Annotated in this window: 16 protein-coding genes and 1 pseudogene; 11 read left to right on the forward strand and 6 right to left on the reverse strand. The window is 62.5% G+C overall.

Annotated elements, in window-relative coordinates; all coding sequences use genetic code 11:
- Positions 1-61 precede the first annotated feature (61 nt).
- Entirely contained in the window at positions 62-1,546 is a 1,485-nt protein-coding gene (locus VW35_RS17365) for an MDR family MFS transporter (protein ID WP_046144337.1), read from the reverse strand.
- A gap of 368 nt (positions 1,547-1,914) precedes the next feature.
- On the opposite strand from VW35_RS17365, the gene VW35_RS17370 reads away from it, so the two are divergent.
- Positions 1,915-3,063: a PA0069 family radical SAM protein gene (locus VW35_RS17370; RefSeq protein WP_046144338.1), complete on the forward strand. Its 1,149-nt coding sequence runs from the start codon at positions 1,915-1,917 to the stop codon at positions 3,061-3,063.
- Here the strand turns inward: VW35_RS17370 and VW35_RS17375 are convergent.
- Together VW35_RS17375 and VW35_RS17380 are read right to left on the reverse strand one after the other, a co-directional pair.
- Positions 3,060-3,734, reverse strand: coding sequence for an HAD family hydrolase (locus VW35_RS17375; protein WP_046144339.1), 675 nt, complete (start codon positions 3,732-3,734; stop codon positions 3,060-3,062). The two genes, VW35_RS17370 and VW35_RS17375, sit on opposite strands and share 4 nt — an antisense overlap.
- Before the next feature lie 85 nt (positions 3,735-3,819).
- The gene (locus tag VW35_RS17380; protein ID WP_046144340.1) at positions 3,820-4,398 is read right to left on the reverse strand and encodes a hypothetical protein; all 579 of its coding nucleotides are present in this window, start codon (positions 4,396-4,398) and stop codon (positions 3,820-3,822) included.
- Between the two features lie 196 nt (positions 4,399-4,594).
- Between VW35_RS17380 and VW35_RS17385 the strand changes: the two genes are divergently transcribed.
- Positions 4,595-5,287, forward strand: a complete 693-nt coding sequence (locus tag VW35_RS17385; protein ID WP_046144341.1) for a ribonuclease HII — start codon at positions 4,595-4,597, stop codon at positions 5,285-5,287.
- A gap of 82 nt (positions 5,288-5,369) precedes the next feature.
- On the forward strand, positions 5,370-6,503 hold the full coding sequence (locus VW35_RS17390; RefSeq protein ID WP_046144342.1) for a site-specific DNA-methyltransferase: 1,134 nt from the start codon (positions 5,370-5,372) through the stop codon (positions 6,501-6,503).
- 107 nt (positions 6,504-6,610) lie between these two features.
- Here VW35_RS17390 and VW35_RS17395 read toward each other — a convergent pair whose 3' ends face one another.
- The 3 genes and pseudogenes from VW35_RS17395 to VW35_RS17405 all read right to left on the reverse strand — a co-directional run bounded on the left by VW35_RS17395 (position 6,611) and on the right by VW35_RS17405 (position 8,376).
- Entirely contained in the window at positions 6,611-7,027 is a 417-nt protein-coding gene (locus VW35_RS17395) for a type II toxin-antitoxin system VapC family toxin (RefSeq protein ID WP_046144343.1), read from the reverse strand.
- Positions 7,024-7,254, reverse strand: a pseudogene (locus tag VW35_RS17400) (AbrB/MazE/SpoVT family DNA-binding domain-containing protein). The gene VW35_RS17395 and the pseudogene VW35_RS17400 overlap by 4 nt, the downstream one beginning before the upstream one ends.
- A gap of 69 nt (positions 7,255-7,323) precedes the next feature.
- Positions 7,324-8,376, reverse strand: a complete 1,053-nt coding sequence (locus VW35_RS17405; protein ID WP_046144344.1) for an A/G-specific adenine glycosylase — start codon at positions 8,374-8,376, stop codon at positions 7,324-7,326.
- Between the two features lie 143 nt (positions 8,377-8,519).
- Here VW35_RS17405 and VW35_RS17410 point away from each other — a divergent pair, with 143 nt between their 5' ends.
- The 8 genes from VW35_RS17410 (at position 8,520) to VW35_RS17445 (ending at position 16,553) form a co-directional block, all read left to right on the forward strand.
- A complete protein-coding gene (locus VW35_RS17410) occupies positions 8,520-9,107 on the forward strand; it encodes a DUF721 domain-containing protein (RefSeq protein ID WP_152662651.1) in 588 nt (195 codons plus the stop codon).
- An 89-nt stretch (positions 9,108-9,196) separates the two neighbouring features.
- Positions 9,197-10,036, forward strand: coding sequence for a thioredoxin domain-containing protein (locus VW35_RS17415; protein WP_052951837.1), 840 nt, complete (start codon positions 9,197-9,199; stop codon positions 10,034-10,036).
- A 57-nt stretch (positions 10,037-10,093) separates the two neighbouring features.
- The gene (locus tag VW35_RS17420) at positions 10,094-13,549 is read left to right on the forward strand and encodes an AAA family ATPase (protein WP_046144346.1); all 3,456 of its coding nucleotides are present in this window, start codon (positions 10,094-10,096) and stop codon (positions 13,547-13,549) included.
- Positions 13,550-13,851: 302 nt separating this feature from the next.
- A complete protein-coding gene (locus VW35_RS17425; protein WP_046144347.1) occupies positions 13,852-14,223 on the forward strand; it encodes an AtpZ/AtpI family protein in 372 nt (123 codons plus the stop codon).
- A 21-nt stretch (positions 14,224-14,244) separates the two neighbouring features.
- Positions 14,245-15,018 carry a F0F1 ATP synthase subunit A gene (locus tag VW35_RS17430; RefSeq protein WP_280136770.1) on the forward strand — a complete coding sequence of 258 codons (774 nt, stop codon included), beginning with the start codon at positions 14,245-14,247 and terminating at the stop codon, positions 15,016-15,018.
- A 64-nt stretch (positions 15,019-15,082) separates the two neighbouring features.
- Positions 15,083-15,310 (forward strand): F0F1 ATP synthase subunit C, encoded by a 228-nt coding sequence (locus VW35_RS17435; protein ID WP_035087599.1) that lies wholly within the window; start codon positions 15,083-15,085, stop codon positions 15,308-15,310.
- 94 nt (positions 15,311-15,404) lie between these two features.
- On the forward strand, positions 15,405-16,061 hold the full coding sequence (locus VW35_RS17440; protein ID WP_161796947.1) for a F0F1 ATP synthase subunit B: 657 nt from the start codon (positions 15,405-15,407) through the stop codon (positions 16,059-16,061).
- A gap of 6 nt (positions 16,062-16,067) precedes the next feature.
- Positions 16,068-16,553 carry a F0F1 ATP synthase subunit B family protein gene (locus VW35_RS17445; RefSeq protein WP_052951838.1) on the forward strand — a complete coding sequence of 162 codons (486 nt, stop codon included), beginning with the start codon at positions 16,068-16,070 and terminating at the stop codon, positions 16,551-16,553.
- Positions 16,554-16,778: the final 225 nt, after the last annotated feature.

The raw sequence follows: 16,778 nt of genomic DNA on the forward strand, positions 1-16,778 counted from the left end.
GGTTAAGAATTCTTCCGCCAAAGTAAAACGGCGCCCCGTGGGGCGCCGCTTGAACCCAGGATCAATGGCCGTGGCTCATGCCGCCGGCGCCACCGCCTTCAGGCCGGCGGACGAAGAAGGCCGCCACGACCATCAGCACGGAAACCACCGCGCCGCAGAGAAAGCCTGAGCGGATACCCGCGGCAAGCGGCTCGACGCCCTGCAGCCCCGCCGCAGCACCAGCGGCAGTTTGCAGGCTCATCACGGCCACAAAGAGCGCAATGCCCGCCGCGCCGGCCACCTGCTGCACCGAGCCCAGAATGGCGCTGGCATGCGAATAGAACTGTGGCGGCACCGAACTCATGGACGCGGTGAAAAGCGGGGTGAAGGTGAAGGCCAGGCCGATGCTGAGCACGATATGGCCGGCAACCACCGCCCAGATCGGCGTGGCCGAGCCGACCATGGTCAGCGCCCACATCACGGCAGAAACCGCCACGACGCCAGGCACGAGCAGCGGCGTCGGGCCGACGCGGTCATAGAGGCGTCCGACCACCGGGCCGAGAACGCCCATCATCAGGCCGCCAGGCAGGAGGATCATGCCGGTCTGCAGGGTGTCGAGGCCAAGAACGTTCTGCGTATAGATCGGCAACAGGATCGAGGAGCCGAGCAGCGCCACCATGGCGATCGCCATGGTGATCAGCGAGATGCTGTAGTTCCGGTGTTGCAAGGTGCGCAGGTCGAGAAGAGCCTTGTCCTGGCTTTGCAGGCTGAACTGGCGCCAGACAAAGATCGACATGGCAACAAGACCAACCGCGATCGGCGCCCAGGCCGGGATCGGCGAAGGATGGCTCGCGCCTTCCCCAAGGCTTGAAAGACCATAGACGAGGCCGCCGAAGGCCAAGGCTGACAGGATCACCGAGACAACATCGAGCGGCGCATAACGCGGCGTCGACACGTTGCGGATCCGGGTCGAGCCGATGATCAGGGTCAGGAGCGCGATCGGCAAGGTGAAATAGAACATATAACGCCAGTCGAAATGGGCGAGGATGAATCCGCCGATCGTCGGGCCGATCGCCGGCGCCACCGACATGACGATCGAGATATTGCCCATGATCTTGCCACGCCCTTCGGGCGGCACGAGCGACATGACCGTCGTCATCAGGAGCGGCATCATGATAGCCGTGCCAATTGCCTGCACCACGCGTCCCACGATCAGCAGTTCGAGCCCGGGCGAAAGCGCACAAACAAGCGTGCCGGCCGTAAAAACCGACATGGCGATCATGAACATCGGCTTTGTGTTGAGCCGTTGCAGAAGGAAGCCGGTCACCGGGATGACCACGGCCATGGTCAGGAGGAACGCCGTCGTCAACCACTGCGCCGCACTCGCGGACACGCCGAGGTCGACCATCAGGTGTGGTATCGCTACGCTCATAATGGTTTCGTTGAGAAAGACCACGAAGGTGGATACGAGCAAGAGCCCGATCACCAGACGGTTGCGCGCCGCATTGTCCGGATGGTGCGCCTCGCGTTCGGGCAACGCATCAAAGCTTGCTGTTTCGGTTGTCATTTCTCTACCCTTTTTCAAGCGCGTGACACGGTGACGACGCATGAGGCCAACCGGGTTCGACAGCACTTATAAACTTTTCTGCGACAGCGGCTGTCAGCAGCCGATTTTCAAGGCGAGGCGCTCAAACCCTCGCGCTACGCCATGGCCGCGCTGATGGTCCGTCCAGCCAAAACCCTCGAATGCCGCGGGCTGGAGTCTCTACGCCGATGGCGATCCGGCGTCCATCAAAGCTTTCGCAAGGCAGAAATGCGAAACAAAATGTGAGAACGAAATCCGAACATTGTTCTTGTTCCGTTCCCTCGCCATTGCTAGATTCGGGTCATGCCGTGCAGCGCCGATTCATCGCTGCATTCCTTGGGAGATCCGCCATGGCCCTTTACCAGGCCCCGTCTTTCGAAGCGCTTGAACGCCTGAGCCAGAGCCGCGATGCCGACCTGGCGCGGCGCGAACTGCTGAACGAGGATCGTATCCGCGGACGCGGCGCGCAGACCAACCGGTCCGGGCGGTTCGAGGTCCATGCGCGCGAGAATTTCGACGACGGCTGGGGAAGTGTCGAAACGCTGCCGACCTTTGAAACGGTCGAGCATGCCGAGCGCGCCAAGACCATCATTACCACCAATGACAGCCCCGATATCGGCTTCGACCGCTCGATCAATGCCTATCGCGGCTGCGAGCATGGCTGTTCCTATTGCTTCGCACGGCCGACCCACGCCTATCTCGGGCACTCGGCCGGGGTGGATTTCGAGCGCGAAATCTACATCAAGACCAATGCGGTCGAAGCGCTGCGCAATGAAATCGGCGCCAAGAACTATCGCGTCAAGCCGATCGCCATGGGCACCAATACCGACCCTTATCAGCCGGCCGAACGCAAGCACAAGCTGACGCGTGGCATTCTCGAAGTCATGCTCGAAACACGCCATCCGGTGATGATCACCACGAAGTCGGCGCTGATTCTGCGTGACCTCGATATCCTGACCGAGCTGGCCAAGCTCAATCTCGTCAAGGTCGCGATCTCGGTGACCTCGATGGATCACAAGCTCAGCCGCAAGATGGAGCCGCGCGCTTCTTCGCCCGCGCGCCGGCTCGAAGCCATCCGCGCCCTGAGCGAAGCCGGCGTGCCGACCGCGATCTTTGCTTCGCCGATGATCCCGGCGATCAACGACATGGAACTCGAGCGCATTCTCGACGCGGGCAAGGCCCAGGGCGCGGTCAGCGCCTCGATGATCCTCCTCCGCCTTCCCGGCGAAGTCCGCGACGTATTCCGCGAGTGGCTGCTGCGCCATTTCCCGGATCGGGTGCGCCACGTTCTCTCGCTCGTCCGCGACACCCGCGGCGGCAAGGATTACGACGCGCGCTTTGGCGTGCGCATGACGGGCGAAGGCCCTTATGCAGTGCTCCTGCGCCAGCGGTTCGACAAGGCCCGCGAGCGCTATGGTCTCGATGCCAAGCTGCCGCCGCTGCGCAACGACCTCTTCATCGCGCCCAAGCTCGAAAGCCGGCAGATGAGCCTTTTCTAAGCGAGAACCTTTGTCTTGATGAAGTCGAGCAGCTCGGCGCCGCTATAGTCTCGAGCCGCGAGGCTGGCGCCGGCTTCGGTCAACTGGCCGGGCTCGAGACCTGTCGCCATGCCGATCGTGGCGATTCCCGCCGCCGTCGCCGACATGAGGCCGGTGCGGGAATCTTCGAAAGCGACGCAATGCTCGGCCCTGGCGCCGAGGATTTCGAGGCCCTTGAGATAGGGCAGCGGATGCGGCTTGCCGTACGCCAGTTCATCGCCGATCACCACGTCCTTGAACCGATGCCGCGCGCCGATGCTGTCGAGCAGCAGATCGGCATTGGGGCGCGGCGCATTGGTTACCGCCACGGCCGGCAGCCCGATCGAATCGGCCCAGTCGAGAAGTTCGAAAAGCCCGTGCACCGGCTCGACGCCTTCGGCGGCGAGTTCACGAAACAGCGCTTCCTTGTTCATCATGATGTCCCATTGCCGCTCCTTGCTCTCGTGCGGCAGGAAGCGGGCGCCGATGGCCTCGTTGGCCAGCCCCTGCAACTCGCGCCCGAACCGCTCGCGGTCGAATTGATGGCCATATGGCGCAAACGCGCGATTGAAGGCTTCAAGATGCAGCGGATCGCTTTCCACCAACGTCCCGTCGATATCGAAAAGCAGGCCTGCGCCGGGCTTGAGTGTCATGGTGGTTCCGTCGGTTGATCGCGCGAGAAACCGCCACGAAATCCGCGCGCCGTCAACGAGGCAAAACGGACAAGTGCGGACACCCCTAATACTGCGCCACCTTGCGCGCATAGGTCGACATGAAGTCGAGCGACGCCATCACCCCTTGCAGCGATAGCCAGGTCTCGGCGTCCGAAGCGCCTCCCGTCATCGGCACGATCAGCTTGAGCGAGGTGCGCTCCTGCATCCGCTCGATAAGTTCGGTCCTCAGCGCCGCGTCCACCACGAAATATTGATTGACCGTATTGTAGCGCGTCTCGAGCTCCGTGCCCGCCGCCAGCAGCACCGGCGGATCACCGGCAAAAACCAGACGCATGGGCCGCGTTTCATCATACGACCCAGCATCGGTCGACACCGTTATGGCGATATCGAGTTCGCCATCGAGCCGGTTGCGGATGAGGGTCAGCTTATAGGCCGGCTGGTTGGCGGCATTGAGCAATTGGCTGCCGGTGCTGGCAAAGCACGAATAGCCATAGTAAGTCGTCGCATCTTCCTCGATCGCATCGGGGCAGGCAGCCAGCCAATCGCGGTTATATTCCCGCCATTCTCCATAGGGATGATGAAAAGGCTCCGCCGTGGCGGGGCTGGCAAGCAGAAGGGCAGCGAGACCGGCGAGATGGCGCATCAGATACTCTCGTCTTTGCCCCCCGGCCCGACTCTTATATCAGGAGGGGAGCGACACTGGATAGAGGACCAACGGGTTTGACGACGGCGCGGATCAATGACCTCACCGTGATGCTGACCGACGCGGACGGCACCCCCCTCCGCTCTGCAGCAATCCGTGCTGCCCAGGTCGAACAAAACCTCAGGCGGAAAAGCTGATGCCCCGCAAGCAGACCGCAGAGGTGGCCCCGGCCGAGCTCTTTGCCGCCGAACCCGATTTTCCCGATTTCAGCCATGAGGCGATGCTTTACGCCCGTGGCGCGCGATGCGTTGCCGGTGTCGATGAGGCGGGCCGTGGCCCGCTCGCCGGGCCTGTGGTGGTCGCCGCCGTGCGCCTCGACCCCAATCGCATTCCCGAGGGGCTCAACGATTCCAAGAAACTTACCCCCGAGCGGCGCGAAGAACTTTTCGCCGAGATCATGGAAGTCGCCGATGTCGCCGTCGTCAGCGCCCCGCCCTCGGATATTCTGACCCTCAATATCCGCGGTGCCACCCTTGCCGCCATGAGCCGCGCCGTCCGCGCCCTACATTGCACCGCCGACCGGGTTCTTGTTGATGGCCGCGACGTGCCGCCGGGCCTGCCCTGCCCCGGCATCGCGCTGATCGGTGGCGATGGGCGCAGCGTCTCGATCGCGGCAGCCTCGATCGTTGCCAAGGTCATGCGCGATCGCATGTGTGCCATTATGGATTGCGACGCCCCCCATTTCGGCTTTGCCGGACACAAGGGCTACAGCACCGCCGCACACCTCGCCGCCCTTACCGCCCATGGGCCTTGCCGGCACCATCGGGCGGCCTTTGCCCCCGTCGCTGCCCTCCTCACCCTATCCGTGACTGTCCCGATCGAGGCTTAACCCCTCGCTAACCCCTTGCACACGCTCCTTTAACCCTACTGGATTACAAAGATCGGGTTAGTACTGCGTTAGGGATAGTTGCATGTTGCGTACCGCGCGTACGGCCCTGTTGGCCGATGCGGAGGAGGCTGTTCGCCTCCCGATCGACACCATTCTCGTGGGAGATTGCATCGACCACATGAATGCCTTGCCGGCCGGCTCCGTCGATCTCATTTTCGCCGATCCGCCCTATAACCTGCAATTGGCCGAGGGGCTCACCCGCCCCGACCAGAGCAAGGTCGACGCGGTCGACGATGATTGGGACAAGTTCGATTCCTTTGCCCACTACGATGCGTTTACGCGCAACTGGCTCAAGGCCGCCCGCCGCGTGCTCAAGCCCGATGGCGCGCTTTGGGTCATCGGCTCCTATCACAACATCTTCCGCGTCGGCACCGCGCTCCAGGATCTCGACTACTGGATGCTCAACGACGTCATCTGGCGCAAGGCCAACCCGATGCCCAATTTCCGTGGCACCCGGTTCACCAATGCGCATGAGACGCTGATCTGGGCTGCCAAGAGCCAGAAGAGCCGCGTGACCTTCAACTATGAAGCCATGAAGCTTGCCAATGACGATACGCAGATGCGCTCGGATTGGCTCTTTCCGATCTGCACTGGCGCCGAACGGCTCAAGGACGAGGACGACGGCAAGGTCCACCCGACGCAAAAGCCCGAAGCCCTGTTGTTCCGCATACTCAATGCAACGACCAAGCCGGGCGATATTGTGCTCGACCCATTCTTCGGCACCGGCACGACCGGCGCCGTCGCGCGCAAGCTCGGCCGCCATTTCATCGGCATCGAGCGCGAACCGGCCTATATCGAGGCCGCGCGCAACCGTATCGCCTCCATCCGTCCCGCCGTCTTCGACGCGCTCCAATCGGTGACGCCGAAGCGCAAGGAAGCACGCATTCCCTTCGGTTCGCTGGTCGAACAAGGCCTCATTGAACCAGGGGCGCAACTTTTCGACTTAACGAAACGTTACTCTGCCATGGTTCGTGCAGACGGCTCGCTCGTCTCGGGTCCACACCAGGGTTCGATCCACAAGGTCGGTGCGCTGGTTCAGGGCGCCGAGGCATGCAACGGGTGGACCTTCTGGCATCACGAATATCTTGGCGTTCTCGAGCCCATCGATGTCCTCCGGGCAAGCGTTCGCCAAAAACTTGATTTGCTTTCTGCCTGATCCTGACCTCCAATCACTCAGGCTCTAAAACTGGCCGCTGGTTTGCCCCAGCGGCCTTTTTGTTTGCTGCCTGATCTTCCCCATTCAAGCGGGCAGAGCAGTGGGTTTCATCCGGGGCCGGCAGATACCGGTAAAATCAGTTCAATCGTTGGAAAGTAAGTCCGGTATCGCCTTTCGTTGCGCGTCAGCAGCGGCAATTTCGTCATGGCAGCATGGGCGCCAATAAGGAAATCGGGCAGCACGCCGGTGCGCGTTCCCCCTTTCATGCGATATTCGGCGAACGCTTTGCCGGCTAGGAATAGGGCTGGCCTTGGCAAGCCAACCAATTCCAAACCCGCCTTGGCGACGAATTCGTCCAGCAATTCGATGCGCTGATTGCGGACGCCGAGTTCGGCATAAACGACATCTGTGATGAAGAGCGGGCCGCGCAATCTGGCCGCTTCGAGAGAGGCAATAGACCAGTCGGCCCATTGGGGATCGGCAGCAACAAGATCGAGCAGGACATTGCTATCGACCAACGTCACTGCTCGCCCCGCGTCAGCGCCATGATCTCTTCGGTGGCCATGCCTTCGCCAGCGTGCCCGCGCAGCTGGGCGAACTTTCTTTCAGGCTTTGCCCCCACAGGTTCGATGACAATCTGCCCATCATTGGTGCGGCGAATATCGACCCGGCTGCCGGGCACGATCCCTCAATGGTCGCGGATGGATTTGGGGATGGTAACCTGCCCCTTGACCGCCACGGTCGTACTCATGGTCCACCTCGGTAATACCTCTCACAGTTTCAGGTATTACTCATTCTCGGGAAAACCAACGGGACGGCGTCAATCCAGCCCCGCCTGCGCCAAAACCTTCCTGAAAAGCGTTGGCAGCGCTTCGCCTTTCAGCGCCGATCGCGGGCTCCACCAGCCATTGGCAAGCCCATCCGCCGGCACCTCGGAGGACCACACTTCGAGCTCCAGCCGGAAGTGGGTGAAAATATGGACCACCTGCCCGTGATGGCGCCAGTTCCCGGCGACGGGATAGGCGACCTCGGAAAGGTCGGTTGCCCACTCCGAGGTCGGCACTTCCGTCATGCCACCAAGCAGGCCCTTGCCTGGCCGCGATTGGAGGTAAACGTCGCCGCCTGCATCCGTCATGACAAAGGCATGGCCTCGCCGCACCGGCCTTTCGCCTCTCTCAGGCTTGACCGGAAACATCGTTGGATCGCCCGTTCGCGTGCCGAGGCAGTCAGGCTGGAGCGGACAGATAAGGCAGGAGGCGACCCGCGGCGCGCAGATTGTTGCACCCAGATCCATCATCGCCTGCGCAAAATCTCCCGCCCGCCCCGGCACGTTGGCCTGCAGCGCCGCCCGCAATTCGTCCTTGGCGTCGCGTACCGGCACATCAAGCCTATAGTATCGCGCCAGCACCCGGTCGAGATTGCCGTCGAGCACCGCGATGCGTTCATCAAAGCAGATCGCCGCAATGGCCGCGCTCGTATAGGCGCCGATGCCTGGCAGGCTTTGCAGCCCCTCCGATGTCTTGGGAAAAATACCGCTATGGCGCTCGACCACCGCAATCGCGCAAGCGTGCAGGTTCCGCGCCCGGGCATAGTAGCCAAGCCCTGCCCATTCGCGCAGCACCGCATCGAGGGGCGCGGCAGCGAGGTCGAAAACCGTTGGCCAAAGCTGGGTGAAGCGCAAAAAATACTTCTGCACGGCCGCCACCGTCGTCTGCTGCAGCATCACTTCGCTGAGCCAGACCCTGTAGGGATCGGGAGAGACGCCCTTTGCCCGGTCGGCCGGCGAAACGCGCCAAGGCAGGTCGCGCGCATGCCGATCATACCAGGCGAGAACAGCAGCGGCGTTGATGGGGTGGGGATCGATAAGGGGCATGGCGCAGGGATATAGGGCCGGGCCAATGAGCCGCAAGTGTGGTGATTGCCTCGCCCTCTCCTGGGTGCGGATTGTGCGCTCGGCAAATCGAGCCAAGCACTCAATCCAACACCTCCCACTTCGATGGGGGAGGATGGGAGGGGGTGAACCTCACACCCCATCGCCGCAGCGCCCCCCTTGCCCCAATCCGCCTCACTCGCTACTTCCTCGTCATGGCCGAAAAGGAACCGCCCGAACCCAAGCGCCGGAATAAGACGCTCAGCGTTGCTGACGTGCTTTCGGGAGCGCTCGATCCGGTGCTCAAGAAGCGCGGTTTTGCGAGCCGCGACATCATCACCCATTGGCGGGCGATCGCGCCGCCGCCTTACGATCAGACCACCATGCCGGACAAGCTGGTCTGGCCGCGCAGTACCGGACATGGCCACGAGGGCGCCGTGCTTTATCTGCGCTGCGGTCCGGGGCAGGCGCTCTTTGTCCAGCATGCCGCACCGGAAATCGCCCAGTCCGTCAATCGCTACTTTGGCTATCACCTCGTCAGCGAAATCCGCCTTTCGGCCGAACCGTTCACTTCCGGTTCAGCTGACAAGCGGCAAAAACATCGTCAACCGAGCCAGAGCGAAATTGCAAAGGTCGGCGCTGCGATCGAAAAGGTCGAAGATGACGATCTGCGGGAAGCGTTGCGGGTCTTAGGCCTCGCGCTCTCCGGCAGATCGGAGCCAAAGGGCGGATAGAGTGTTCACCCCCAAGTGATAATCGTGCCCACTTGCCGACATCAAACCCTTGTGTAGTGTCGCGCAGACAATAATCAGGAGCGTAACCCGTGAAATTCAATCGCCGTGACACCCTTGTTCTTGGTGCGGCCGTTTCGGCACTCAGCCTGACCGGCCTCGGATCTGCCCAGGCAGCCGATGGCGATGTGGTCGATCCTGCCAAGCTTGCCGCTCCGGCCGGTAATATCGCCGATAAGGTCGAAGGCTCCGCCGACGCACCGGTCACGGTGTACGAATATGCGTCGCCGACCTGCCCGCATTGCGCCGAATTCCACAACAATACTTATGCCCAGTTCAAGGCCGATTACATCGACACTGGCAAGGTAAAGTTCGTCGTTCGCCCCTTCGTGCGCAACGTCCTCGATGCCGCCATCTTCATGCTCGCTGAAGCTGCTGGCGAAACGAACTATGAAAACGTCCTCGCCACCTATTTCCGCACCCAGGGCGAATGGGGCGTGTCGCAGACGCCGCGCGATGCGATCTTCAACATCGCGACCCAGCTTGGCTTCACCAAGGAAACCTTTGATGCGGCCCTGACGAATCAGGATCTCTTCACCGGCATGGAAGCGATGCGCGACCAGGCGCTGAACGATTTCGGCCTCCAGGGCACGCCGACCTTCTACATCAACGGCAAGACGCTCTCGGGCGCGCAAACGCTGGAACAGCTCTCTGCCGAGATCGACCCGCTGATCCCGGCCGATTTCAAGCCGACGACAGGCACCAGCACAGAAACTCCAGCCGCAACCACCCCGGCTGCTCCGGCCACCGATGCGATGACACCGGCCACACCGGCTCCCGCGACTACCACGCCGGCACCGGCAACGCCCGTCACGCCGACCGACACGATGGCCCCGGCCGATACCATGACGCCGGTCACCCCGGCTCAGTAACACCTCTGCAAGATCCCCGTCCTCAGTGGCGGGGATTATGCTATATGGCGTGAGCTCATGAAGTTCACCCGCCTCAAACTCCACGGTTTCAAATCGTTCTGTGACGAGACAGTGCTCGTCATGGAACCCGGGCTGACCGGCATTGTCGGCCCCAATGGCTGCGGCAAATCCAACCTTGTCGAAGCCATGCGCTGGGTCATGGGCGAAAACTCCTATAAAGCCATGCGCGCCTCGGGCATGGATGATGTCATCTTTTCCGGCTCCGGCAATCGGCCCGGCCGCAACAGTGCCGAAGTTACCCTCGTCCTCGACAATATCGACCGCACCGCGCCCGCCGCGCTCAACACGGCCGATGTTCTCGAAGTCACCCGCCGCATCGAACGCGAACAGGGCTCGGTCTATCGCGTCAACGGCAAGGAAGTGCGCGCCCGCGACGTGCAATTGCTCTTTGCCGATGCTTCGACCGGCGCCCACTCCCCCGCAATGGTGCGGCAGGGCCAGATCGGCGAACTGATCGCCGCCAAGCCCACTGCTCGCCGCGCGCTCCTAGAAGAAGCCGCCGGCATTTCAGGCCTCCATTCGCGCCGGCACGAAGCCGAATTGCGCCTCAAGGCGGCCGAAGCCAATCTCGAACGCGTCGACGACGTCATCGCCCAGATCGAGACCCAGCTCGAAACCTTGAAACGCCAGGCGCGCCTTGCCATCCGTTATCGTGGTCTCTCCGGCGATATCCGCCGCGCCGAAGCCACGCTCTTTCACATCCGCTGGGTCGCTACCCGCGTCGCCGAAAAAGATGGCGAAGCGGCTCAGGCCGTTCTCATCCGTAAACTTGCCGACGCCACCCATGCCGAGCGCATGGCGCAAAAAAACGTCGAGGAAGCCGAGGCCGCCCTGCAGCCGCTCCGCGAAAAGGAAGCCGTCACCAGCGCCATCCTGCAGCGCTACAAAATCCTCTACGAGCAATTGAGCGAGGAAGCGCGCCGCATGAGCCAGCGCCGCGCCGAACTCGAAGAGCGTCTCCGCCAGATCGGCGAGGACGGCGCGCACGAACGCGCCCTTGTCGAGGAAAGCCAGGAAAGCCTCGCAGCCTTTGCCGAGGAAGAAGCCCAACTTTCTGCCGAGGAAGAAGAAGCCGAGGCCGGTCTCGACACCGCGCGCCTTGCCGCCGACGAAGCCCGCGACGCATCCCTTGCCGCCGAAGCCGAAGTCCGCCGCCTCACCGACGCCCTCGCCCAGATCCGCGCCCGCCGCACGCAATTCCTCCGCGCCGCGCAAGATGCCCAGATCCGCCTCGACCGGCTCGAACGCGAGCTTTCGACGGTCGAAGCCGAAAAATCCGAACTGGCCCTGAGCCTCAACAGCGACGATCGCGTCATCACCGCCCGCTCCGGTCTCGCCGAAGCGCAGGCCATCACCGAAGCTGCCGAAGAGGCCGCCCTCACCGCCGAGGAAGACGCCGCCATCGCCCAGGCGCAACTCGACGACATGCGCCCGCGCCTTGCCGAACTCGATGCCTTCCTCGCCGGCCTCGAATCGGAAGCGTCGACGCTTGGAAAAATGCTCAATGTCGGCGCCAGCCTCTGGCCGGCAATCGTCGATGAACTCAAGGTCGAGCCCGGCTACGAAACCGCCCTTGGCGCCGCGCTCGGCGATGATCTCGATGCCTCTTCCGATGCCGGCGCGCCGCTCCACTGGTCCATCGCCATCGAAGGCTATGACGATCCGCCCCTGCCCCAAGGCGCCGAACCGCTTTCGCGCTACGTCACCGGTACGCCGCTCCTAAAGCGCCGCCTTGACCAGATCGGCCTTGTCAGCGATGCCGACGGCGAAGGCCTCATGCCCGCCCTCTGGCCCGGCCAGCGTCTCGTCACGCTCGCCGGGGCCATGTGGCGCTGGGACGGCTTCGTCGCTGCCGCCGATGCCCCGACCGCCGCTGCCCTTCGCCTCGCCCAACGCAATCGCCTCGCCGAACTCGACGAAGAAATCCTCCGCACCAAGGCCGAGCGCAATGCCTATCGCCGCGATATCGACGCCCAAACCCAAAAGCTCGACCTCGCCCGCCAGAAAGAGCGCCTCCGCCGCGACGACTGGCGCAAGTCCCAGCACGGCATCGGCGTCGCCCAGGCCGAACTCGACACCGCCCTAAAAGCCCAGGGCGAAATCGCCACTCGCCACTCCGCCCTCGAGGAAGCCGAAGCCCGCCTCCGCGCGAGCCTCGAAGAGGCTGTCGCCATCCGCGAAGAGGCCGAGATCGCCCTAGAAGACCTCGGCGACGAAGCCGACAACAGCGCCCAGCTCGACGCCGCGCAGGCCAACCTCGCCCGCCTCCGCGAAAAAGCCGACGAAGCCCGCCTCCGCCTCGGCTCTTTCGAAAACGCCGCCCGCATGCGCCGCGCCCGGCTCGACCAGATCGCCCGCGACAGCGCTGCCTGGCGCCGCCGCCACGAAGCCGCCTCGTCGCAATTGGCGACCCTCGACCAGCGCATCGCCGCCATCAACACCCAGCTCGCCGAACTCGACACCGCCCCCGATGGCTTCGCCAATCGCCAGGCCCAGCTCGAAGACCAGATCAGCGACGCCACCCTCGACTATCAGGAGGCCAGCGACCGCTTCTCGAAAGCGCAAACCGCCTGGCGCGACCACGAAAAAAGCCTCCGCACCGCCGCTGATGCTCTTTCCGAAGTCCGGATCGAGCTGACCCGCATCGAAGAGCGTCTCAAGGGCACCATGGCCCAGCGCCAGCAGATCGAGCGCCAGATCGAAGAAACCCTCGGCATCCCCGCCAGCAAAACCCTCGAAGCCTCCGGCATTCGCCCCGAACAGGCGCTCCCACCGGAATCGAGCATCGAGCAAAAGCTTGAGCGCCTCAAAGCTGAGCGCGAGCGCCTTGGTGGCGTCAATCTTTCTGCCGAAAAGGAAGCCGCCGAGGTTCAGGAAAAGCGCGACACCATGGTCGCCGATCGCGACGATCTCATCGAGGCCATTGCCAAACTGCGCAGCGGCATTTCTGCCCTCAATCGCGAAGGCCGCGCCCGCCTCTCCGAGGCCTTTGAAAAAGTAAACGCCTTCTTCCAGGAGCTTTTCACCACCCTTTTCGGCGGCGGCACGGCCGAGCTCACCTTCGTCGAAAGCGACGACCCGCTCGAAGCAGGCCTTGAAATCATCGCCCGCCCGCCTGGCAAGAAGCCGCAGACCATGACGCTCCTCTCCGGCGGCGAACAGGCGCTGACCGCCATGAGCCTGATCTTTGCCGTCTTCCTCACTAACCCCGCGCCCATCTGCGTCCTCGACGAAGTCGACGCGCCCCTCGACGACGCCAATGTCGAGCGCTTCTGCAATCTCCTTGAAAGCATGCGCCAGCGCACCAATACCCGCTTCATGGTCATCACGCACAATCCCATTACCATGAGCCGCGTCGACCGCCTCTTCGGCGTCACCATGGCCGAACGCGGCGTCAGCCAGCTGGTGTCGGTGGATCTGCAGACGGCGGAAAGTTATCGCGAAGTGGTCTAGTGTGATTTCCCGCTCGCTGACATCTGACGATGACTTCGACTATGAGTGGGATGATGACCGCGGTGCCAGTTAAGACTGATCAATCCCCTCCCGGGAATCTCCCCATCAGCCACGACTCCACCACAATTGAACTGTGGACAGCATGCCGCACCCGGCGATTTGCCAGAAAAATCTCGCAAATTCAATGTCTTACCAGAACGTTACGCGCCTTGACACGTTTTGGGGCCGCCACTATGTTGCGCCCGACCTGAGAAGGCATCCGGATAAATCCGGGAAGAGGCAGGCCAAGGGGGAGTAAGCGGATGGAAAAACCGCCCAAAAACCAGGGCCAGCCCGAAAATGCCAGCGAAGCGACGCGTGATCTTGCATCGCGTATTGCTTCAGCCAAGCAGGAGCGGCACCTCGAGGACAACAGATCCGCGGGGGCTGATCCTGGGCAGATGAGCGGGATGGCGCGCGGCATGCGCATCGGGACCGAATTCATCGCCGCGATTCTGGTGGGGACAGGCTTCGGCTACCTCATCGATCTTGGCCTGGGAACCAGCCCCTGGGGCTTGCTCATCATGTTCCTGGTGGGCTTCGCCGCTGGAATACTCAATGTCACCCGTGTGGTGGCGCAAATGAACGCCGCTTCGCCCGTTCCGCCCGCCGGAACAGACGAAACAGAAAAATGATGACGTTTAGAGGGCTCTATCTTGGCCGGTACTGATCCGATCCACCAGTTCGTCATCGAGGACATGATCCCCATTCACCTCGGTGGTGATGGCACGGCCGGCAGCGGCCTCAATTTCTCCTTCACCAATTCGTCCCTGTTCATGGTGGCGACGGTAGCGGTGATTTCGCTCTATCTGATCCTCACCACCTCGGCCAAAAGCGTCATTCCGGGCCGTGCGCAGCTTGTGAGCGAGCTCCTGTATGGGTTCGTGGCCAATATGGTCAGAAGTGCAGCAGGCACGGCGGGCATGAAGTTCTTCCCGCTGGTGTTCTCGCTCTTCACCTTCATCTTCGTGGCCAACATGTTCGGCATGGTGCCGTATTTCTTCACCGTCACCAGCCACATCATCGTCACCTTCGCCCTTTCGATGCTGGTCTTCCTGACCGTCGTCATCTATGGCTTCGTCAAGAACGGTCCGAAGTTCCTTAAGCTCTTCGTACCCTCGGGCGTGCCGGGCTATATCCTTCCCATCGTGGCGCCTATCGAGTTCATCTCCTTCATGAGCCGCCCGATCTCGCTCTCTGTGCGTCTCTTCGGCAATATCCTTGCCGGTCACATCACGCTCAAAGTCTTCACCGGCTTCATCGTCACCATGAGTTCGCTGGGTTTCCTCGGCATTCTTGGTTCGGCGCTGCCGCTGATCATGGCCATTGCGCTCACTGGCCTCGAGTTTCTCGTCGGTGCAGTTCAGGCATACGTCTTCGCCGTCCTGACCTGCATGTATCTCAACGACGCGATCCACCCGTCTCACTAATCACCAGTCACGGCGGGCTGTTCCGCCAGAACCCCCGCTAAAAGTCGCTTGAAAGGACTTAAAAATGGAAGCTGAAGCCGCAAAGTTCATCGGTGCCGGTATTGCTTGTTTCGGTATGGCCGGTGCTGCCATCGGCGTGGCCAACATCTTCGGCAACTTCCTCTCGGGCGCCCTGCGCAACCCGTCTGCCGCCCCGAGCCAGTTCTCGAACCTGATCTTCGGCTTCGCCGTGACCGAAGCTCTGGGCATCTTCTCGTTCCTGGTTGCCCTGATCCTGCTGTTCGTCGCCTAATTCGGCCCAGCCACGATCTTTCGCAGCCGGGGCATTCCCGGCTGCGCGTTCTTGTCCGGCCACGGCCGGTTGACCGGATTTTACGGGACCTCACCTGATGGTAACGCAAGTTTACGCCCAAGAGGCCACGACGCCGACCGAGGAAAACCTCGACCACGCCGTCGATGCCACCCACGGCGAGCCAGTGCCGGGCGCAACGGGTCATGACCCGACCGCTGACACCCATGCCACCACCCAAGCTCATGGTGGCGAGCATGATTCAGGCGTCTTCCCGCCCTTCGACCCCGCGACCTTTCCCAGCCAGCTTCTCTGGCTCGCCATCACTTTCGGCGTGCTCTATCTGCTGATGAGCAAGGTGGCCCTGCCGCGCATCGGCAATATCCTCGAGAACCGCAAGGCGATCGTCGATGCCGATCTGGCTGCTGCCGATGCTTCCCGTCAAAAGACGGACGCTGCGATTGCGGCTTACGAGTCGGCCCTCGCCAATGCCCGCGCCAAGGCGCAAGGCATTGCCAACGAGACCCGCGAAACAATCCAGGCCGATCTCGCTGCCAAGCGCGGCGCGGTCGAAGCTGATCTTGCCGCCAAGGTGAGCGAAGCCGAAGCCCGTATCGCTTCCACCAAGCGCGATGCCCTGACCCATGTCGACGAGATCGCGGTCGAGACGGCTCAAACCGTTGTCGCCCAGATCATCGGCGATGTTCCCGCCGACAGCGTCCGCGCTGCCGTGGCCAAGGCAAGCAAGGAGTAAGCGAAGATGGAATGGATGGATAACTCGTTCTACGCCCTCGTCGCGCTCGTCATCTTCCTAGGCATGGCGCTGTTCTTCGGCATCCCGCGCATCGTGGGCAAAATGCTCGACGGCCAGATCCAGAAGATCGCCGATGAACTTGCTCAGGCCAAGAAGCTGCGCGAAGAAGCCGCTGCCCTGCTCGTCGAATATGAGCAGAAGCGCATCGCCGCTGAAAGCGAAGCCCAGGGCATCATCGCTGCCGCACAGGAAGAAGCGACCCGTCTGACCGCAGAAGCCCAGGCCTCGCTGGCAGATCTCGTGACCCGCCGCACCAAGGCCGTCGAAGACAAGATCGCCCAGGCCGAAGCGCAGGCCATCGGCGAAGTCCGCGCTCGCTCGGCCGACCTCGCCGTCGAAGCCGCCCGCCTCGTCCTTACCGACGAAATGAACGTCAAGGGCGGCCATGTCATCGACAAGGCCATCGCCGACGTCGCCGGTCGCCTGAACTGATTTTTTTGAACTTTTTGCAGTTTGAAAGGCGGGCCCTCGGGTCCGCCTTTTTGTTTGTCCTCTAGGCGGCTGGCCTGTCGTCACGCCGCCCTCCCCGCCGCCGTCCACCACCGGGCCCGTCCCGGCAATCCATCTTGCCAAGGGCATGGACCACCGGGACGAGCCCGGCGGTGGACGGTGGACCCAAGCGTCGTTGGCCTTTCTGCAGCGTTAGCACCCACGCCT

Source organism: Devosia soli, assembly GCF_000970455.1.
GTDB lineage: Bacteria > Pseudomonadota > Alphaproteobacteria > Rhizobiales > Devosiaceae > Devosia > Devosia soli.

Coding starts and splice junctions, on each gene's coding strand:
- VW35_RS17365 (WP_046144337.1), bottom strand. CDS start 1,546: ATGACAACCGAAACAGCAAGCTTTGATGCGTTGCCCGAACGCGAGGCG.
- VW35_RS17370 (WP_046144338.1), top strand. CDS start 1,915: ATGGCCCTTTACCAGGCCCCGTCTTTCGAAGCGCTTGAACGCCTGAGC.
- VW35_RS17375 (WP_046144339.1), bottom strand. CDS start 3,734: ATGACACTCAAGCCCGGCGCAGGCCTGCTTTTCGATATCGACGGGACG.
- VW35_RS17380 (WP_046144340.1), bottom strand. CDS start 4,398: ATGCGCCATCTCGCCGGTCTCGCTGCCCTTCTGCTTGCCAGCCCCGCC.
- VW35_RS17385 (WP_046144341.1), top strand. CDS start 4,595: ATGCCCCGCAAGCAGACCGCAGAGGTGGCCCCGGCCGAGCTCTTTGCC.
- VW35_RS17390 (WP_046144342.1), top strand. CDS start 5,370: ATGTTGCGTACCGCGCGTACGGCCCTGTTGGCCGATGCGGAGGAGGCT.
- VW35_RS17405 (WP_046144344.1), bottom strand. CDS start 8,376: ATGCCCCTTATCGATCCCCACCCCATCAACGCCGCTGCTGTTCTCGCC.
- VW35_RS17420 (WP_046144346.1), top strand. CDS start 10,094: ATGAAGTTCACCCGCCTCAAACTCCACGGTTTCAAATCGTTCTGTGAC.
- VW35_RS17425 (WP_046144347.1), top strand. CDS start 13,852: ATGGAAAAACCGCCCAAAAACCAGGGCCAGCCCGAAAATGCCAGCGAA.
- VW35_RS17435 (WP_035087599.1), top strand. CDS start 15,083: ATGGAAGCTGAAGCCGCAAAGTTCATCGGTGCCGGTATTGCTTGTTTC.
- VW35_RS17445 (WP_052951838.1), top strand. CDS start 16,068: ATGGAATGGATGGATAACTCGTTCTACGCCCTCGTCGCGCTCGTCATC.